Genomic DNA, 13721 nt, shown 5'->3' with positions numbered 1-13721 from the left:
TTCCTTTTCGCGGGGGCGGGCCTTGCGCGCAGCTCTTGCGCGCGGGGGGGCGATCTTGTAGGCCTCGGCGCTGTCCGGGCCCTCGCGCCGGATGATGTCACACACGCGCCGCCCGGCGCGCCGCAGATCGGCGCATCGGGGGCCAGCCGAAAGAGCTTTGCCGTGAATTTGCGTGCCTTTGCCGCTTTCTCCCTGATCCCGCTGATCGCCGCCTGCGGCGACAATGGCGACATGCGCCTTTATCCGGTCTCCGGCCCGATCGCCGAAGCCAGCCCCGACAAGGTGATCCCGATCACCTTCGAGGATGACGATTCCGAGACCTCGGGGATCATCTCCTTCCGCCTGCCCAAGCCCACCAAGGTGAAATGCAAGGGCACCTGGAGCTCGGTCGCGCCGAAGGTGCGCACCCAGGAGCGCGGGCTGTCGCTGACGCTCTCGGATACCGGCGGCAAATACAAGAACGCCACCGCCGATGTGGGCGGCGTGAACTCGGGCGAGATCTACGCGGTCTGCGGCGATGGCATCAAGGTGCAGGGCACGTTCATCTCCGGCTCGGGCACGCAAAGCGGCACCGGCACCGTCACCGACACGCTGGGCAATACCTACAAGCTCCTGTTCTGAGGCTTGCACGGGCGCGCGCGGCCCTGTATCAGGGGCCGCACGCGGGCGTTGTGTAGTGGTAAGACCTTAGCCTTCCAAGCTAATGACGCGGGTTCGATTCCCGCCGCCCGCTCCATCGAGTGCCTATAATTGGCAAATTTCTCAACAACTTCCGTGACATACGCTTCGCTCCGGTGCACATTCAGGCACACGCGGGGCACACATGGGTCTTGTTTTGAAGCACGTCGAGCGCACTAAATCGGGCGGCTTTCAGTATCGCCGGAGGGTTCCCAAGGCGGTCTCGGGAATCATAACCAAGCGGGAGTTCAAGGGGAAACTCGGGGATACCGAGAAGGAAGCCTTGAAGGCTTGGCCGGGTTTTCACGCCAAGGTCGAGCGGGAGATCGCTGCGGCGAAGCGAAGGCTCGCAACTGCCGAAGCTGCATTGCGCTCCGATGCGTCAGACAGCGCAGCTTATGCCGAGGCTTTGCGCCGTCGTGCCGATCTGATCGCGGCGGGAGAGACCGAGGAGGGGGCGGCCCTGGTCGCTGACATCATGGCGGATAGCTACCCACAAGACGAATACGAGCCGCAGGGCGTGCCCGCTGTCGAGCGGCACACGATCAACCTCCTGCGCCTCGGTCCTGATCGCTACATGGCCCCCGATCCGACGCTGGGGGATGCCCTGAGCCTCTACTGCAAGGAGCACTTGCGGGAGGATGACCCGGCCACGGATAGCCGCGTCGTAGGGCTCGCCAAGCGCGTCGTGGGCGCGGCTATCAACGCGCTCGGGAAGGATCCGCTGCTAACCTCCATCACCCGCGAGGACGCCCGCAAGGTGCGCGATGAGATGCTTGACCGGGTCAAGAATACGGGGCGCGGGGTCGGGGAGAAGGTCAGCCCGGCCACGGTGGGCCGAGAACTGTCGATCATCGCAGCCGTGGTCAATTTCGCCAAGGTGGAGTTCGGCCTGTCCGATGCCTTCCAGAACCCGTTCAGCAAGCTCCCGGTGGCAGGTGGTCAAAAGGGCCGGAGGGTAAAGCGGGCGGACAAGAGGGACCCGTTGCCGCCTGAGGTGCTCGCCGGGGTGCGCGCCCGGGTGATCGCAATGGCGAACCCTGAACTTGTGCTGATCTGGCGCATCTTGGAAGGGACCGGGGCGCGTATTGCCGAAGTCTCCGGGCTGAGGGTCGAGGACGTGGTTCTCTCCACCGAGTTCCCGCATATCAGGATCGAGGCGAACGAGGTGCGGACCCTCAAGACCGACGCAAGCCGCCGTGTGGTGCCCCTTGTCGGGGATGCCCTGAGGGCTGCGCGGGAGGCCGTTGGCAGGTCGCGAAGCGGCGACATGCTGTTCTCCCTGTATGGGCGGAAGCGTGGCTCTGACGCGGCTTCCGCTGCGCTCATGAAACACGTCAGGGCTGTGACCACAGACCCAAAGCATGTGATCCACTCGCTACGCCACAACATGAAGGACCGGCTTGTCGAGGCCGAGGTGTCGTCGCTCGACCAGAACCTGATCCTCGGTCATGCGGTCGAGGGAGTCGGGGATGCCGTTTATGGGGGCGCGGTGCGGAAGCTGCGGGTGACCACCAAGGCAATGAAGAAGGCGCTGGGCGTCGAGATTCGGCAGATAGACGAAGACGGGGGGAACTGATGGACTTCAAAATCTGGCTGAATGTTCTCGTGATCGTTGTGGCCCCTGCGGTCTTGTATTTACTCGCCGGGGGTGCGCGGACGGGTATTTCAGAGGGCCGTGACGCCGCCCGTTCGCGTGTTTGTGTCGAGGCCACGAAGCGGCCATCTGGGGCTTCGGGAGGTGGATGGGGGCGTGCTAAGCCGCCCCGCCTTTGCGCTATCGGATCGGCGCCAAAAAGGTGCAAATGCACCCTCCTACTACATGCACCCTTCGGGGCTCAGAAGGCTGCATCGGAGTCGTCGTCTAAGTCCTCGGCGTCATAGCTTGTCGCTGCCATCGCCAGCCACTCGTCGGCCTCGTCGTCGTCGCCCCCGAGAAGGTAGGCCAGCATCGCCTTCATGGCTTGCTCGCCCAGCGCGACCTGAATAGCCTCATAGACCGCTTCGCTTTCGCACAGGATCGCCCGTTCGGGATGCTTGCGCCGGTCCACGAGGTCACGAATATCGGCTGCCAGCCTCTCGATTTCAGCGCGGCGCTCGGCCTCGTCCAGTCCTCCTGCCCAGTCATCGCTCTCTGCCATAGTCTTTCGATCTCGCGCCCATGAGCCGGTGATTTCGATCTTCTCCTCGTGCATGGTGCGAAAACGTGAGCGCATGTATTTGACTGCCCGCTCCGAAACGTCAGCCAGAAAGGCGATCTCTCTGACCTTGAAACGAGGCGTCACCGGCTCGCGCACGAAGCGCCATGCGGCGTCCATCCTTTCCGCTTGGGTCAGCCCCAAGGTCCGCTTCGAGTTCGCCTTCAACGCGGCTCCGAGCGCCGCCCTGCGATCCACCCCGACAAGGATCAAGGCAGGGATTTCACCCAGCCATTTTGCCGCCTGATAGGCCGCGACCCGGTGCTCTCCGTCCAGCAAGACGAGCGTTTCGGGCTTGTCGGCGTTCGGTTGCCAGAGAAGAACCGGATCGAGCGCCCGCCCGGTGTTTCTGAGGGTGCTCGCGAGATCTGCCTTGTGGGCCGGATCGGTGCCCCCGGCGCGGAAACAGAAATCGCCGCTGCGCGTGATCTGGTTGAGAGTGACCGAAGCCACTCTCTGGGTGATCGCTTGCGCGGGGTTGGGCACTGCCGTCATCGCGCGCTCATCTCTTCGGCCTTCCGTGCGGCGGCATAGGCGAGTTTGTCGGCCCGCTCATTGTGTTCGGTGCCGTTATGGCCACGAACCCACGCGAACACCACGTTGCGCCCCTCGGCAGCCTGTTCGAGCCGTTCCCAAAGGTCGCGGTTATCGGGTGCCTTGCCGTCGCTCTTCTTCCAGCCGTTCGCCTTCCACTTTTCCAGCCATCCGTTCATGGCGTTCGGTATCAGGTTTGCATCGCAGAAGATGGTGACTTGTTCGGTGGTCGGTGATCCGAGCTGTTCGAGCGCTACACAGGCGGCGGTCATCTCCATACGGATGTTCGTTGTCGGCGCCACCTCGTGCCCCTTGCGCTCGCGCCGCTTGACGAGGCGTCCGTCGGCGCTCAGCCGAAGCGTCAAGATACCGTAGCCACCGGGGCCGGGGTTTCCGATGCAGGAGCCATCGGTGTAAATCTCAATACGGGTCTGGCCCTCGGAGGGCTGGGCACCGCACAGGGTTTTAGCCGAAGAGGTGCAGGTCGTGTTGTTCATGTCAGGTCCTTTCAATGAACACGAAAAAACCGCCACCGGATTGGCCGGGGCGGTTGGCTGATTGCGTTTGTATGGGTTAGGGGTGGCCGATTGTTTGGTCCTATGCTGCGGGGCAAACAGACTTGATTTCGTGCTCCTCCGAAGGTGCGGCAGTGCCCCGTCACGAGGCGCTAACGATCCCCATGTGGTGCTCGGCAACGCGCCGATGCAGGGCCACCTCGGGGTCGTCGAGCTTCCGCCCGTCAGCGATCATCTCTGCGGCATAATACAGGGCGTCAGCTGCGGTCCTGAGCGAGTTCATGGCGTAGAACCTCTGGGGACCGATGCGGTTTGCTCGGGCGGTATCGTCAAGGTGGTCAGCAAGAGCGATTGCAGCGGTTGAGAAGGCTTGGCTCGTGGTGTTCATGTCTCGGCCTCTTTCCTTCTTGCCGCATCATGGAACATCGCGCGCGCCAGAGGGATCAGCCCGTCAATGTCCCTGCCGCTGGGCATAAACCGCTTGGCATCCTCTGCGGCTTCCTCAAACGAGTGAAGCAGGGCTGGCAGATCAGGGTTCCCTGCCTTCAACGCGGCCACAGTTGCTTCCGCCAGTTCTTGCAGCCCAGCCAGCACTTTCTTAGCGCGCTGGAGCGCGAGCAAGTTTTCTTGCAGGGCCGAGAGTCTTTCGTCGATCTGGGCAACTTCACTGTCGCGTTTTCGGATGAGTTCCCGAAGGCGCTCCTCTTGGGCGCGAAGGTGGGCGCGTTCTTCGGATAGGTGGACGAGCTCTTCGGATTTGGTGTCGGACATAGCGTGATCTCCGTTGGTGCAGTTCGGGAGCAACTATGGGAGCCGCCGCAAGTCTTTGTAATGATGCAATTTTACAACCACCAGATAAGTTGTCTGCGCGCGAAATGAGCCCCGGCAGAGGGTTAGCAATCTTCTGGGCCCAAGGAGGGCCGGTTATCCACAGGCTCTGGGCCCAAACAAAAAAACAGATAGTGAGCCGCATGTTGCCAAACTGCAACACATGCTCAATCGTGGAACCAGAGCGTCAGGAGGGCCCCGACCACGAGCACCCCGTTGATCCCCCAGAAGGCCACATTCAAGATCGTCTCGACCATGTTCACGCTCCCCTCACGGCCCACCGGGCGAGCGCGGCCAGTGCCGCCGCTGGGTCCTGTATGATCCGCCTCACGGCCCCACGGGATAGCCCGAGCTCCTTGGCGATGGTGGGCGTGCCTGTGCCGCTACGGTGGCGCTCAAGGACACGCTCTAGGGTATCCCGGTCATAGCTTGGCTTCCTGCCCCGGTATGCGGCGATATTCTCCCGTGCGGCCGCTATGCCCGCCTTCTGGGCCTCTTTGGTGGCCTCGGCCTGTGCCTGTGCGGTGGCCGCCATGAAGGCTATCAGCGCGTCTCTCACGGCCTCCTGCATGGGGTCCTTGGTGGCCCCGTCAAAGGTCAGCCCGTTGATGACGGTGCGGATGACGACCCCCTTGCGCATGAAGTGGCGAATGGTGTCGGTCACGTCCTGATAGTTGCGCCCGAGACGATCCACCCAGCGGACCACAAGGGTGTCACCCCGGCGCAGCATATCAAAGAGACGCTTACCTTCCGGTCGTTCGGCTAGCGTCGTGCTCACCCCGGATACGCCGTGGTCCGCCAATACCTCGTCAATGACAAAGCCCGCAGCTTCGGCTTGGGCCTTCTGGTGGGAAAGGTTTTGCTCCGCGGTCGAAACACGCGCGTAGAGGATCGTTGCCATGCTCATTCTCCTATGGCCTCAAGGGTAATGGCTTTTGATATTGTGGCCGTAGATGCAAGTCAACAGTCAACGGCCATCCCTGACGGCGCTAACCGTGGTGGCCTCTGAGGTATACCCTAGGCGCCACTTCGTGTGGGCCTGTTAGGTCAGCCTGAAAAGCGCGCGAGGCACACTCCGCGCGCAGTTAAGTGGGCGCCGGGGGGGGGCTGGGGGGTAGCGCGTGGCATCAACTGTCGAGTTCGGCGTCTCAGATTTTTGCAGCGAACTACGCCGATCGTTCTCGCTCTCGCCGCCATCGCCCTTCTTCAGCCTCAAGTGCGCGGGTGAATGCTGCGTAATGAGCCTTCTCTTTAGACCGAATGTAGAGATAGCCGACGACACCGCACGCCAAACCGGCAAGTATCGCCGGTCCCTCAAAGGTCGGATTATCTGCGTCGAGTCCAGCGAGGCCAACCAACTCTGACATTCCCAAAAAGAAATAGGTAGCAGTGAACCCGCCGAACAATCCGCCAAAGCCAGCTATTGCGGCTGAAGTTTTTGGACTGGGCGATGCCTTTTCGGCTTCGACTTTCGCCGCTTTCCAGCGTTCCAGTGGCAGCAGAGCTTCCCGTCTTTGCTCGGTCATGTAACCCCTCAATGCTAGTTCGCTGAAAAGATTCCAGCAATTACCCGATTAGACAAGATACCGCGCCACGGTTGAATCGTCGCAAAGAACTACTATGTCTGGGCACACATCTTCACCACGCCGAGCACACACGGCGCAAATTTCCGGGCGAGCGGTGTCTGGTAAGTTTTTGAGAGAAATGGAGAATAATGCGCTCGGCCGGAGTTCGATTTCCGAAAGTGCAGCGCGCCGCCCGCTCCAGGAAATCCCCCCTTCAGATCGACCCGGCGCGGCTCTGGCCTGTGCGGTATGCCGCGCGAGCGGGTTCCGGCCGGCTGATCGCAAATGAAAACGGGCCGGATCACCGGCCCGTTTTCGGTTTGCGCGATGCGGTCCTCGGAGGGACGCTGACGACCGCCGGCCGCGCTCACTTCGTCAAGATCAGCTTGCCCGCGCGGGTGATGCGCAGGGTGTAGACCTGTCCGTGCAACACGATATTGGCCTGATTGCCGCCGCCGGTGAGCTCTTCGGCGTCATGGGCGGGCAGGGCGGCCACGCGCGTGGGCGCGGTGAAATCTTGCAAGATCGTCATGGCATCCTCTCGATACGGTCCAGCATCATCTCAAGCCCGCCGCCTGCGGGCGGCAGCGAGCTGCACAGCGCCTCGACGATATCTCGCAGGCTGAGCGCGGGGCGCTGGATCAGGTCTGCGGCCCCGGGGATGGGGCCGGGAAGCGGCGGTCGGTTCATGTCCGGTCTCCTTTCGGGTGCTGGTCGGTGCGACTGGCGATGCGGATAACCTGACTTAATAACTCAGGTTTGTAAAGCCTGATTCTTTTACTTTGTTATTTTCGGGCGGTCACAAAAAGGCGGGGCCGCCCCCGGCGGCTGGAAACCGGAGGCGGCCCCTGAACCGGGCCACGCGGGACGGCGCGGCCCGGAAGGCGCGAGGCGGGCAGGCCTCAGGGCTCGGGGTCGTGATCGCCGGCGAGGCGGCGATCCTCTTGCATCTCGAGCCACATCGCATTCACCACCGCGATCAGCGCGGCGAGCGGGAGCCCCAGGATCCAGGCAAAATACCACATGATATCAATCCTTTCTCAGTAGAGGGTGTCGCCGTGCTCGGTGACTTCGGCCACCGTCACCTTGCCCCAGAGCACTTTGTAGACCCAGGCCGTATAGGCGAGGATCAGCGGCATGAAGATCACCGTGACGATCAGCATCACGAAGAGCGTCAGATGCGAGGAGGAGGCATCCCAGACGGTGAGCGAGGCCGAGGGCATGGTCGAGGAGGGCAGGATGAAGGGGAACATCGTCAGCCCGACCGAGGCGATGACGCCGAAGATCCCGAGTTTCGAGAACAGCAGCGTCGAGACCTCGCGCCCGGCGCGCAGGCCGAGCGTGGCCAGCGCGATGCCGAGGAAACCCAGCGCCGGGGCGACCGCGATCCAGGGCCGCGCGGCATAGGCCGAGAGCCACGAGCCCTCGCGCACGACCTCGGTCAGGAGCGGGTTCGAGGGCCCGTTCGCGACCACCGGCGAGACGATGTGATAGCCCGGGATCGCGGCGCCGAGCCAGAGCCCCGCGAGCGCATAGGTCAGGAGCGCCACCCCCCCCGCCACGGTGCCGATCTTGCGCGCGCGCATCTGCACCGCGCCTTCGGTCTTCAGCGTGAGCCAGGCCGCGCCATGCATCAGCAGCATCGAGAGCGACACCACACCGGCGAGGAGCGCAAACGGGTTCAGAAGCCCGAGGAATTTCGCGTAAAACGCACCGGGGTAGAGCGGCATCAGATCCTCGGTCAGCTCGAAGGGCACGCCTTGCAGCACATTGCCCACCGCCACGCCGAAGATCAGCGCCGGCACCGCGCCGCCGACGAACAGCGCCCAATCCCAGCCCGAACGCCACGCCGGCGAGGGCCGTTTCGAGCGGTATTTGAACCCCACCGGCCGCAAGATCAGCGCCGCGAGCACGGCAAACATCGCCAGATAGAAGCCCGAGAAACTGACCGCATAGAGCGGCGGCCAGGCGGCGAAGATCGCGCCGCCGCCGAGGATGAACCACACCTGGTTGCCCTCCCAGACCGGGCCGACGGTGTTGATCACCACCCGCCGCTCGGTATCGCCCTTGGCGACGAAGGGCAAAAGCGCGCCCACGCCCATGTCGAACCCGTCGGTCAGCGCAAAGCCGATGAGCAGCACCCCGAGGAGCCCCCACCAGATCAGGCGCAGCAGGTCAAAGCTGATAAGCTCATGCAAGATCATGATGTTACTCCGCCGGGTTGAGGGTGGGTTTGGCGCTCAGCCGCGCTTCGTGGCGGCGCTGCCAGGTTTCGGTGAGCTCGACATCCTGCACCGGGCCCTTGCGGATATATTTCACCATCAGCCCCATCTCGATGATGAACAGCACCGTGTAGAAGGCGACAAACCCCGCCAGCGTGATCAGGAGATCGGCGACGGAGAGATGCGAGACCGAGAGCGCGGTCGGCAAGATCCCGTCGACCGTCCAGGGCTGGCGGCCGAATTCCGCGGTGAACCAGCCAAGCTCGGCCGCGATCCAGGGCGCGGGGATCACCGCCACCGCGAGGCGCAGCGCCCAACGCGGGTAGGTCATGCCCTTGAAATTCGTCACCACGAAGAAATAGCCGAGCACCAGGATGAAGCTGAAGCCGAGCGCGACCATGATCCGGAAGGACCAGAAGAGCGGCCAGACGGTCGGCACCGTATCCCAGGCGGCTTTCTCGATCATCTCGGGCGTCGCCATCCGCGGGTCATCGACATAGCGTTTGAGCAGGAACGCAAAGCCGAGGTTCGGCGCATGGGCCTTGAAGGCCTCGAGCTCTTCGGGCGTGGCCGTGCCCTTCGCCGCGCGGATCTTCATCAGCTCGTCATAGGCGACGATCCCGTCGGCCACCCGCACCTTCGCCTGCGCGACCAGATCCTTGATCCCGGGGATCTCGGTGGTCAGCGAGCGGGTGCCGATCAGCCCCATCGCATAGGGGATATGGACGGCATATTTCGTCTCGCGATCCTCGTTCGAGGGCAGGCCGAAGAGCGTGAACTCCGCCGGCGCGGGCTGGGTCTCCCACATCGCCTCGATCGCGGCGAGCTTCATCTTCTGGTTATGGGTGGCCGAATAGCCCGATTCGTCGCCCAGGATCACCACCGAGAAGGCCGAGGCGAGCCCGAAGGACGCCGCCACCGCGATCGAGCGGCGGGCGAGCTCGGTATGGCGCCCCTTGAGCAGATACCAGGCCGAAACGCCCAGCACGAAGATCGAGGCGGTGACATAGCCCGCCGAGACGGTATGGACGAATTTCGCCTGCGCGACCTCGTTGAAGACCACATCGAAGAACGAGGTCATCTCCATGCGCATCGTCACCGGGTTGAACTCGGCGCCGACCGGGTTTTGCATCCAGCCGTTCGCGATCAGGATCCAGAGCGCGGAGAAGTTCGAGCCGATCGCGACGAGCCAGGTTACCGTCAGGTGCCCGACGCGGGAGAGTTTCTCCCAGCCGAAGAACATCAGCCCGACGAAGGTCGCCTCCATGAAGAAGGCCATCAGCCCCTCGATGGCCAAGGGCGCGCCGAAGATATCGCCGACATAATGGCTGTAATAGCTCCAGTTCATGCCGAACTGGAATTCCATGGTGATGCCCGTGGCCACGCCCAGCACGAAGTTGATGCCAAAGAGCGTCGCCCAGAATTTGGTGATCTGGCGCCAGATCGGCCGCCCGGTCATCACATAAACCGTCTCCATCACCGCCACCAGGACCGAAAGCCCGAGCGTCAGCGGCACGAAGAGGAAGTGATAAAGCGCGGTCATGGCAAATTGCAGCCGTGACAGCTCCACGATATCGAGATCCATCCGTCCTTCCTTTCTGTCGAAACCGCGGGGAGGCCGCGGGGAAAGGTGCATCTGTCTAAAATATTTTACAAAGATGCATCTTGATCTGTCTTCTGCCTTCCCGGGCCGTGGATCAAATGCGCTTTTCGTCGCAGCGGGCGGCTCGGGGCGATGTGTGCCCGCTCAGCGCCCGGGCAGCGCGAGGCGGCGGTCGGCGCGGGCGAGGTCTTCGGGGTGGTGCGAGACGAAGAGGATCGCCGTCGCGGGCAACAGGGTGCGCAGCGCGGTGAGGGTGGTGGCGGCGGTGGCGAGGTCGAGCCCCTCGGTCGGCTCGTCGAGGAGCAGAACCTCCGGGGCGCGCACCACCGCGCGGGCGAGCGCGAGGCGCTTGATCTGGCCGCCCGAGAGCCCCGCGCCGCCTTCGCCGAGCCGCGCCGAAAGCCCGCCGCGGGGGGCGAGATCGGCCCAGAGATCAAAGGCTTCGAGGAGGGCGCGGGCGCGACCCGGGTCGAGCGCCGCCCCCTCGGGCAGCGCCAGCGCAAGGTTCTCGGCGATCGTGCCGCCGATCAGCTGCGGGCGCTGCGGCACGAGGGTGAGGCGGGCGCGCAGATCCGCCTCGGGCCAGGCGCCAAGCGGCGCGCCAAGGAGCGTCAAGCGGCCCGCGCTCGGCGTGAGGAGGCCCGCGAGCGTGGCGAGAAGGGTCGATTTGCCAACCCCCGAGGGGCCGGTGAGCGCCACCGTCTCGCCGCGCGCGAGGGCGAGATCGAGCGGGCCGAAGAGCGCGCGGGCCGCGCCCGGGCGGGTGAAGGCGAGGCTTTCGGCGCGGAGAACCGGCCCGGCGGCGGTCGCGGGCGGCGCGGCGGGCGCGGGGGCGGGGGCGGCGCCGGGGGCGGCGCCCGCTTCGGGGCCGGTGAGGTCGAGCACGCGCGCGCCCGCGCCGCGGATCCGCCCGAGATCGGCCATGCCGCGCCGCAACTGGCCGAGCGTCTCGCCAAGCGCGAGCGCGACGAAGATGCCGATCGCGGCGCGGGGGGCGCTGAGGCTCCCCGCCTCGACCAGCGTGACGCCGATCGCGAGGGCGAGCGCGGTGGCGGTGGCGGTGGTGAGAGCGAGCAGGGCGCCGTCCTGCCGCTCGATGCGGGCGGCGGTGCGGCGGGCGTCATGCTCGGCGCGCGCCTCGTCCAGAACGCGGGCGAGCGCGGCGGTGAGCGCGCCCGCGGCGGCAAGATCGACGCGCGCGCGCCCGAGATCGAGCGCGCCCGCGCGCAGCGCCTGCGCGGCGGTCTCGGCGGCCTCGGCCGGCGGCGCGCCCGCCCGCGCGGCATGGGTTAAAAGCACAGCGCCGCCAAGGGCATAGCTTGCCGAAACCGCGAGCGCGATGGCCGGCGCGGTGAGCTGCCACAGCGCCACGGCCGCGCCCAGATGGGTCGCCGCCGCCGCCAGCCCCGGCAGCACGAGGCGCAGCATCAGCCCGTCGAGCGCATCGACATCGGCGGTGAGGCGGTTGAGCGCGCGCCCCGAGCGCAGCCGCGCCTGCGCCTCATGGGGCAGGCCCGCGATACCGCCGAGCACCGCAACCCGCAGCGCCGCGAGCGCGCGCAGCGTGGCGTCATGGGTGACGAGCCGCTCGCCATAGCGCGCCGCGGCCCGGCCGAGCGCGAGAAAGCGCACCCCCGCCGAGGGGCGGAAGAAATCGAAGCCGATGCCGACGCCCGCGAGCCCCGCCGCCGCCGATGCGGTGACGAACCACCCCGAGAGGCCGAGGAGCGCTGCGCCCATGACGAGCACCAGCGTGGCGAGCGCGAGCCCGCGGCGGAAGGCGCGCGGATCGGCGGCGAGCAGCCTCCGGGTGAGGCGCCAAAGCGTCATGGCCGGCCCTCCGGCGTCAGCGCGATTTCGCGGTCGAGCCGGGCGATCAGCGCCGGGTCATGGGTCGCGATCAGGAGCCCCGCGCCGCGCGCGCGCAGCGCCAGCAGGCTCTCGGTCACCGCGCGGGCGGTCTCGGGGTCGAGATCGGCGGTGGGTTCATCGGCGAGCACGAGCGCGGGCTGGGCGAGATGGGCGCGGGCGAGCGCGAAGCGGCGCGCCTCGCCGCCCGAGACGCCGCCGCCGAGCTCGCCCAGCCGCGCCGCGAGCCCGCCGGGCAGCGCCGCGACGATCTCGCTCGCCTGCGCCGCCGCGAGCGCGGCCGCGAGATCGCCCGGGCGGCCGAGCGCGATCGCCGCGCCGAGCGGGGCATCGGGGAAGCGCGGGGCTTGCGGGACGAAGGCGAGCCCCGCGCGCAAGCCATCGGCGCTGGCATCGGTGAGCGGGGTCGCGCCCCAGCGGACCGTGCCCGCCTGCGCCTCGATCAGCCCCGCGAGCACCGCCAGCAGCGTCGATTTGCCCGCCCCCGAGGGCCCGGTGAGCGCCACCGCCTCGCCGGGCGCGACCGCGCCATCGGGGAAGCTCAGCGCCGCGGCGCCGGGCGCGGGGGCGGCGCGCAGGCCCGTCCAGGCGAGCGGCGCGGGGGCGAACGCGGCGGCGGGCGCGCCCTGGCCGAGGATCGGGCGCGCGGCGGCGAGGGCGGTTTGCGCGCCGCTCAGCTCATCGGCCACCGCGATCGCCGCGGCGCGATCATGCCAGGCGCTCGCAAGATCCCGCAGGGGTTGGAAAAATTCCGGCGCGATCAGGAGCAGGAAGATCCCCGCCGGCGCCGAGAGCGGCCCGCCCCAGGCGCCAAAGCGGATCTCGCCGAGCAGCGCGAAGCCGACATAGACCGCGACCAGCGCCACCCCGAGGGCGGCGAAAAGTTCGAGCACGGTCGAGGACAGGAAGGCCACGCGCAGCACCGCCATGGTGCGCGTGCGCAGGGTTTCGGCGGCCTGGGCGAGATCGGTGCGTGCGCGCGCCGTGGCGCCAAGTAGGCGCAGATCGGTGATCGCGGCGATCCGGTCGACGGCGAGGCTCGAGAGCGAGCCGATCTCGCCCATCTGGCGGCGCGCGGCATCCTCGGCGGCCATGCCGACCAGCGCCATGAACAGCGGGATCAGCGGCCCGGCGATCGCGAAGATCAGCGCCACGACCCAGCTTTGGCTGAGCGCGAGCGCGAGGTAGAGCGCAGGAACCCAGCGCGCGCGCGCCATTGCCGGGCGGAAGCGCGCGGCCCAGGGCGCAAGCAGCGCCGCCTTTTCGCCCGCGAGCGCGGCGAGGGAGGCGGGGCTGAGCGCCTCGGCGCCGGGCTGTTGGCGGGCGGCGGCGCGCAGCAACCCCGCGCGCGTGGTCTCGACGAGATCGAGCGCGGCCTCTTCGGCGCGGCGCTGCGCGAGCGCCTCGAGGCCTGCGCGCAGGGCCGCGAGCGCGAGAAAGCCGAGCGCCGCGGTCAGCGGCGCGAGCCGCGCGCCCTGCGGGGCGACGAGCCCGCCCAGCGCGAGGGCGATCAGCGCGGCCTGAAACGGCCAGACGAGCGCCGCAAGGACCGACAGCCCCGCCGCGCGCCCCAGCCGGGGGGCGACGGGGGCGGCGAGGCGGTCAAGCGGGCGGGCGGTGCGGGGCATCGGGCTTTCCGGGGCAGATCCCTGCGCGATTTAGCCCCTCGGCCGCGCATGGCAACCGCGCGCGGCCGCACTGCGACATTT

Annotated in this window: 15 protein-coding genes and 1 tRNA gene; 3 read left to right on the top strand and 13 right to left on the bottom strand. The window is 66.7% G+C overall.

Translation table 11 applies throughout. From position 1 onward, the window contains the following. The first annotated feature begins 162 nt into the window (after window positions 1–162). The 3 genes from LPB142_RS11970 to LPB142_RS11960 all read left to right on the top strand — a co-directional run bounded on the left by LPB142_RS11970 (window position 163) and on the right by LPB142_RS11960 (window position 2257). A complete protein-coding gene (locus LPB142_RS11970) occupies window positions 163–621 on the top strand; it encodes a hypothetical protein (protein ID WP_068765813.1) in 459 nt (152 codons plus the stop codon). A gap of 41 nt (window positions 622–662) precedes the next feature. Next, window positions 663–736: transfer RNA gene (locus LPB142_RS11965), tRNA-Gly, on the top strand. A gap of 87 nt (window positions 737–823) precedes the next feature. Then, window positions 824–2257: a tyrosine-type recombinase/integrase gene (locus LPB142_RS11960; protein WP_071166511.1), complete on the top strand. Its 1434-nt coding sequence runs from the start codon at window positions 824–826 to the stop codon at window positions 2255–2257. Window positions 2258–2516: 259 nt separating this feature from the next. Here the strand turns inward: LPB142_RS11960 and LPB142_RS11955 are convergent, their stop codons facing one another. From LPB142_RS11955 to LPB142_RS11910, 13 genes are all read right to left on the bottom strand, one after another. Next, a complete protein-coding gene (locus tag LPB142_RS11955; RefSeq protein ID WP_071166510.1) occupies window positions 2517–3371 on the bottom strand; it encodes a ParB N-terminal domain-containing protein in 855 nt (284 codons plus the stop codon). Continuing rightward, window positions 3368–3907: a ribonuclease H family protein gene (locus LPB142_RS11950; RefSeq protein WP_083392681.1), complete on the bottom strand. Its 540-nt coding sequence runs from the start codon at window positions 3905–3907 to the stop codon at window positions 3368–3370. The genes LPB142_RS11955 and LPB142_RS11950 overlap by 4 nt, the downstream gene beginning before the upstream one ends. Before the next feature lie 160 nt (window positions 3908–4067). Beyond that, entirely contained in the window at window positions 4068–4313 is a 246-nt protein-coding gene (locus tag LPB142_RS11945) for a hypothetical protein (protein ID WP_071166509.1), read from the bottom strand. Continuing rightward, window positions 4310–4696, bottom strand: a complete 387-nt coding sequence (locus tag LPB142_RS19090) for a DUF4349 domain-containing protein (RefSeq protein WP_156894373.1) — start codon at window positions 4694–4696, stop codon at window positions 4310–4312. Before LPB142_RS19090 ends, LPB142_RS11945 begins: the two co-directional genes overlap by 4 nt. A 316-nt stretch (window positions 4697–5012) precedes the next feature. Continuing rightward, window positions 5013–5654 (bottom strand): recombinase family protein, encoded by a 642-nt coding sequence (locus LPB142_RS11935; RefSeq protein WP_071167239.1) that lies wholly within the window; start codon window positions 5652–5654, stop codon window positions 5013–5015. 265 nt (window positions 5655–5919) lie between these two features. After that, window positions 5920–6279 (bottom strand): hypothetical protein, encoded by a 360-nt coding sequence (locus tag LPB142_RS19085; protein ID WP_156894372.1) that lies wholly within the window; start codon window positions 6277–6279, stop codon window positions 5920–5922. Between the two features lie 406 nt (window positions 6280–6685). Then, on the bottom strand, window positions 6686–6850 hold the full coding sequence (gene hemP, locus LPB142_RS18505) for a hemin uptake protein HemP (protein ID WP_082872887.1): 165 nt from the start codon (window positions 6848–6850) through the stop codon (window positions 6686–6688). Further along, window positions 6847–7008: a hypothetical protein gene (locus LPB142_RS19080; RefSeq protein WP_156506804.1), complete on the bottom strand. Its 162-nt coding sequence runs from the start codon at window positions 7006–7008 to the stop codon at window positions 6847–6849. The genes hemP and LPB142_RS19080 overlap by 4 nt, the downstream gene beginning before the upstream one ends. A gap of 212 nt (window positions 7009–7220) precedes the next feature. Beyond that, window positions 7221–7343, bottom strand: coding sequence for a cytochrome bd-I oxidase subunit CydX (gene cydX / locus LPB142_RS11930; RefSeq protein ID WP_068765814.1), 123 nt, complete (start codon window positions 7341–7343; stop codon window positions 7221–7223). Between the two features lie 15 nt (window positions 7344–7358). Next, on the bottom strand, window positions 7359–8522 hold the full coding sequence (cydB, locus tag LPB142_RS11925; protein WP_068765815.1) for a cytochrome d ubiquinol oxidase subunit II: 1164 nt from the start codon (window positions 8520–8522) through the stop codon (window positions 7359–7361). Window positions 8523–8526: 4 nt separating this feature from the next. After that, window positions 8527–10125: a cytochrome ubiquinol oxidase subunit I gene (locus LPB142_RS11920; RefSeq protein ID WP_071166507.1), complete on the bottom strand. Its 1599-nt coding sequence runs from the start codon at window positions 10123–10125 to the stop codon at window positions 8527–8529. Window positions 10126–10287: 162 nt separating this feature from the next. Next, the gene (locus LPB142_RS11915) at window positions 10288–11973 is read right to left on the bottom strand and encodes an amino acid ABC transporter ATP-binding/permease protein (protein WP_071166506.1); all 1686 of its coding nucleotides are present in this window, start codon (window positions 11971–11973) and stop codon (window positions 10288–10290) included. Further along, window positions 11970–13640, bottom strand: a complete 1671-nt coding sequence (locus LPB142_RS11910) for an ABC transporter ATP-binding protein/permease (protein ID WP_071166505.1) — start codon at window positions 13638–13640, stop codon at window positions 11970–11972. The genes LPB142_RS11915 and LPB142_RS11910 overlap by 4 nt, the downstream gene beginning before the upstream one ends. Between the last annotated feature and the right edge of the window lie 81 nt (window positions 13641–13721).

Source organism: Rhodobacter xanthinilyticus (assembly GCF_001856665.1).
Classification (GTDB): domain Bacteria; phylum Pseudomonadota; class Alphaproteobacteria; order Rhodobacterales; family Rhodobacteraceae; genus Rhodobacter; species Rhodobacter xanthinilyticus.
Note: the sequence above shows the minus strand (reverse complement) of the source record. Positions and strands in the feature narration are given on the sequence as shown.

Bases quoted from the DNA above. Each gene is read 5' to 3' on its own strand.
- LPB142_RS11960 (WP_071166511.1), top strand. From the start codon at position 824: ATGGGTCTTGTTTTGAAGCACGTCGAGCGCACTAAATCGGGCGGCTTT.
- LPB142_RS11955 (WP_071166510.1), bottom strand. From the start codon at position 3,371: ATGACGGCAGTGCCCAACCCCGCGCAAGCGATCACCCAGAGAGTGGCT.
- LPB142_RS11950 (WP_083392681.1), bottom strand. From the start codon at position 3,907: ATGAACAACACGACCTGCACCTCTTCGGCTAAAACCCTGTGCGGTGCC.
- LPB142_RS11945 (WP_071166509.1), bottom strand. From the start codon at position 4,313: ATGAACACCACGAGCCAAGCCTTCTCAACCGCTGCAATCGCTCTTGCT.
- LPB142_RS19090 (WP_156894373.1), bottom strand. From the start codon at position 4,696: ATGTCCGACACCAAATCCGAAGAGCTCGTCCACCTATCCGAAGAACGC.
- LPB142_RS11935 (WP_071167239.1), bottom strand. From the start codon at position 5,654: ATGGCAACGATCCTCTACGCGCGTGTTTCGACCGCGGAGCAAAACCTT.
- LPB142_RS19085 (WP_156894372.1), bottom strand. From the start codon at position 6,279: ATGACCGAGCAAAGACGGGAAGCTCTGCTGCCACTGGAACGCTGGAAA.
- hemP (WP_082872887.1), bottom strand. From the start codon at position 6,850: ATGACGATCTTGCAAGATTTCACCGCGCCCACGCGCGTGGCCGCCCTG.
- LPB142_RS19080 (WP_156506804.1), bottom strand. From the start codon at position 7,008: ATGAACCGACCGCCGCTTCCCGGCCCCATCCCCGGGGCCGCAGACCTG.
- cydX (WP_068765814.1), bottom strand. From the start codon at position 7,343: ATGTGGTATTTTGCCTGGATCCTGGGGCTCCCGCTCGCCGCGCTGATC.
- cydB (WP_068765815.1), bottom strand. From the start codon at position 8,522: ATGATCTTGCATGAGCTTATCAGCTTTGACCTGCTGCGCCTGATCTGG.
- LPB142_RS11920 (WP_071166507.1), bottom strand. From the start codon at position 10,125: ATGGATCTCGATATCGTGGAGCTGTCACGGCTGCAATTTGCCATGACC.
- LPB142_RS11915 (WP_071166506.1), bottom strand. From the start codon at position 11,973: ATGACGCTTTGGCGCCTCACCCGGAGGCTGCTCGCCGCCGATCCGCGC.
- LPB142_RS11910 (WP_071166505.1), bottom strand. From the start codon at position 13,640: ATGCCCCGCACCGCCCGCCCGCTTGACCGCCTCGCCGCCCCCGTCGCC.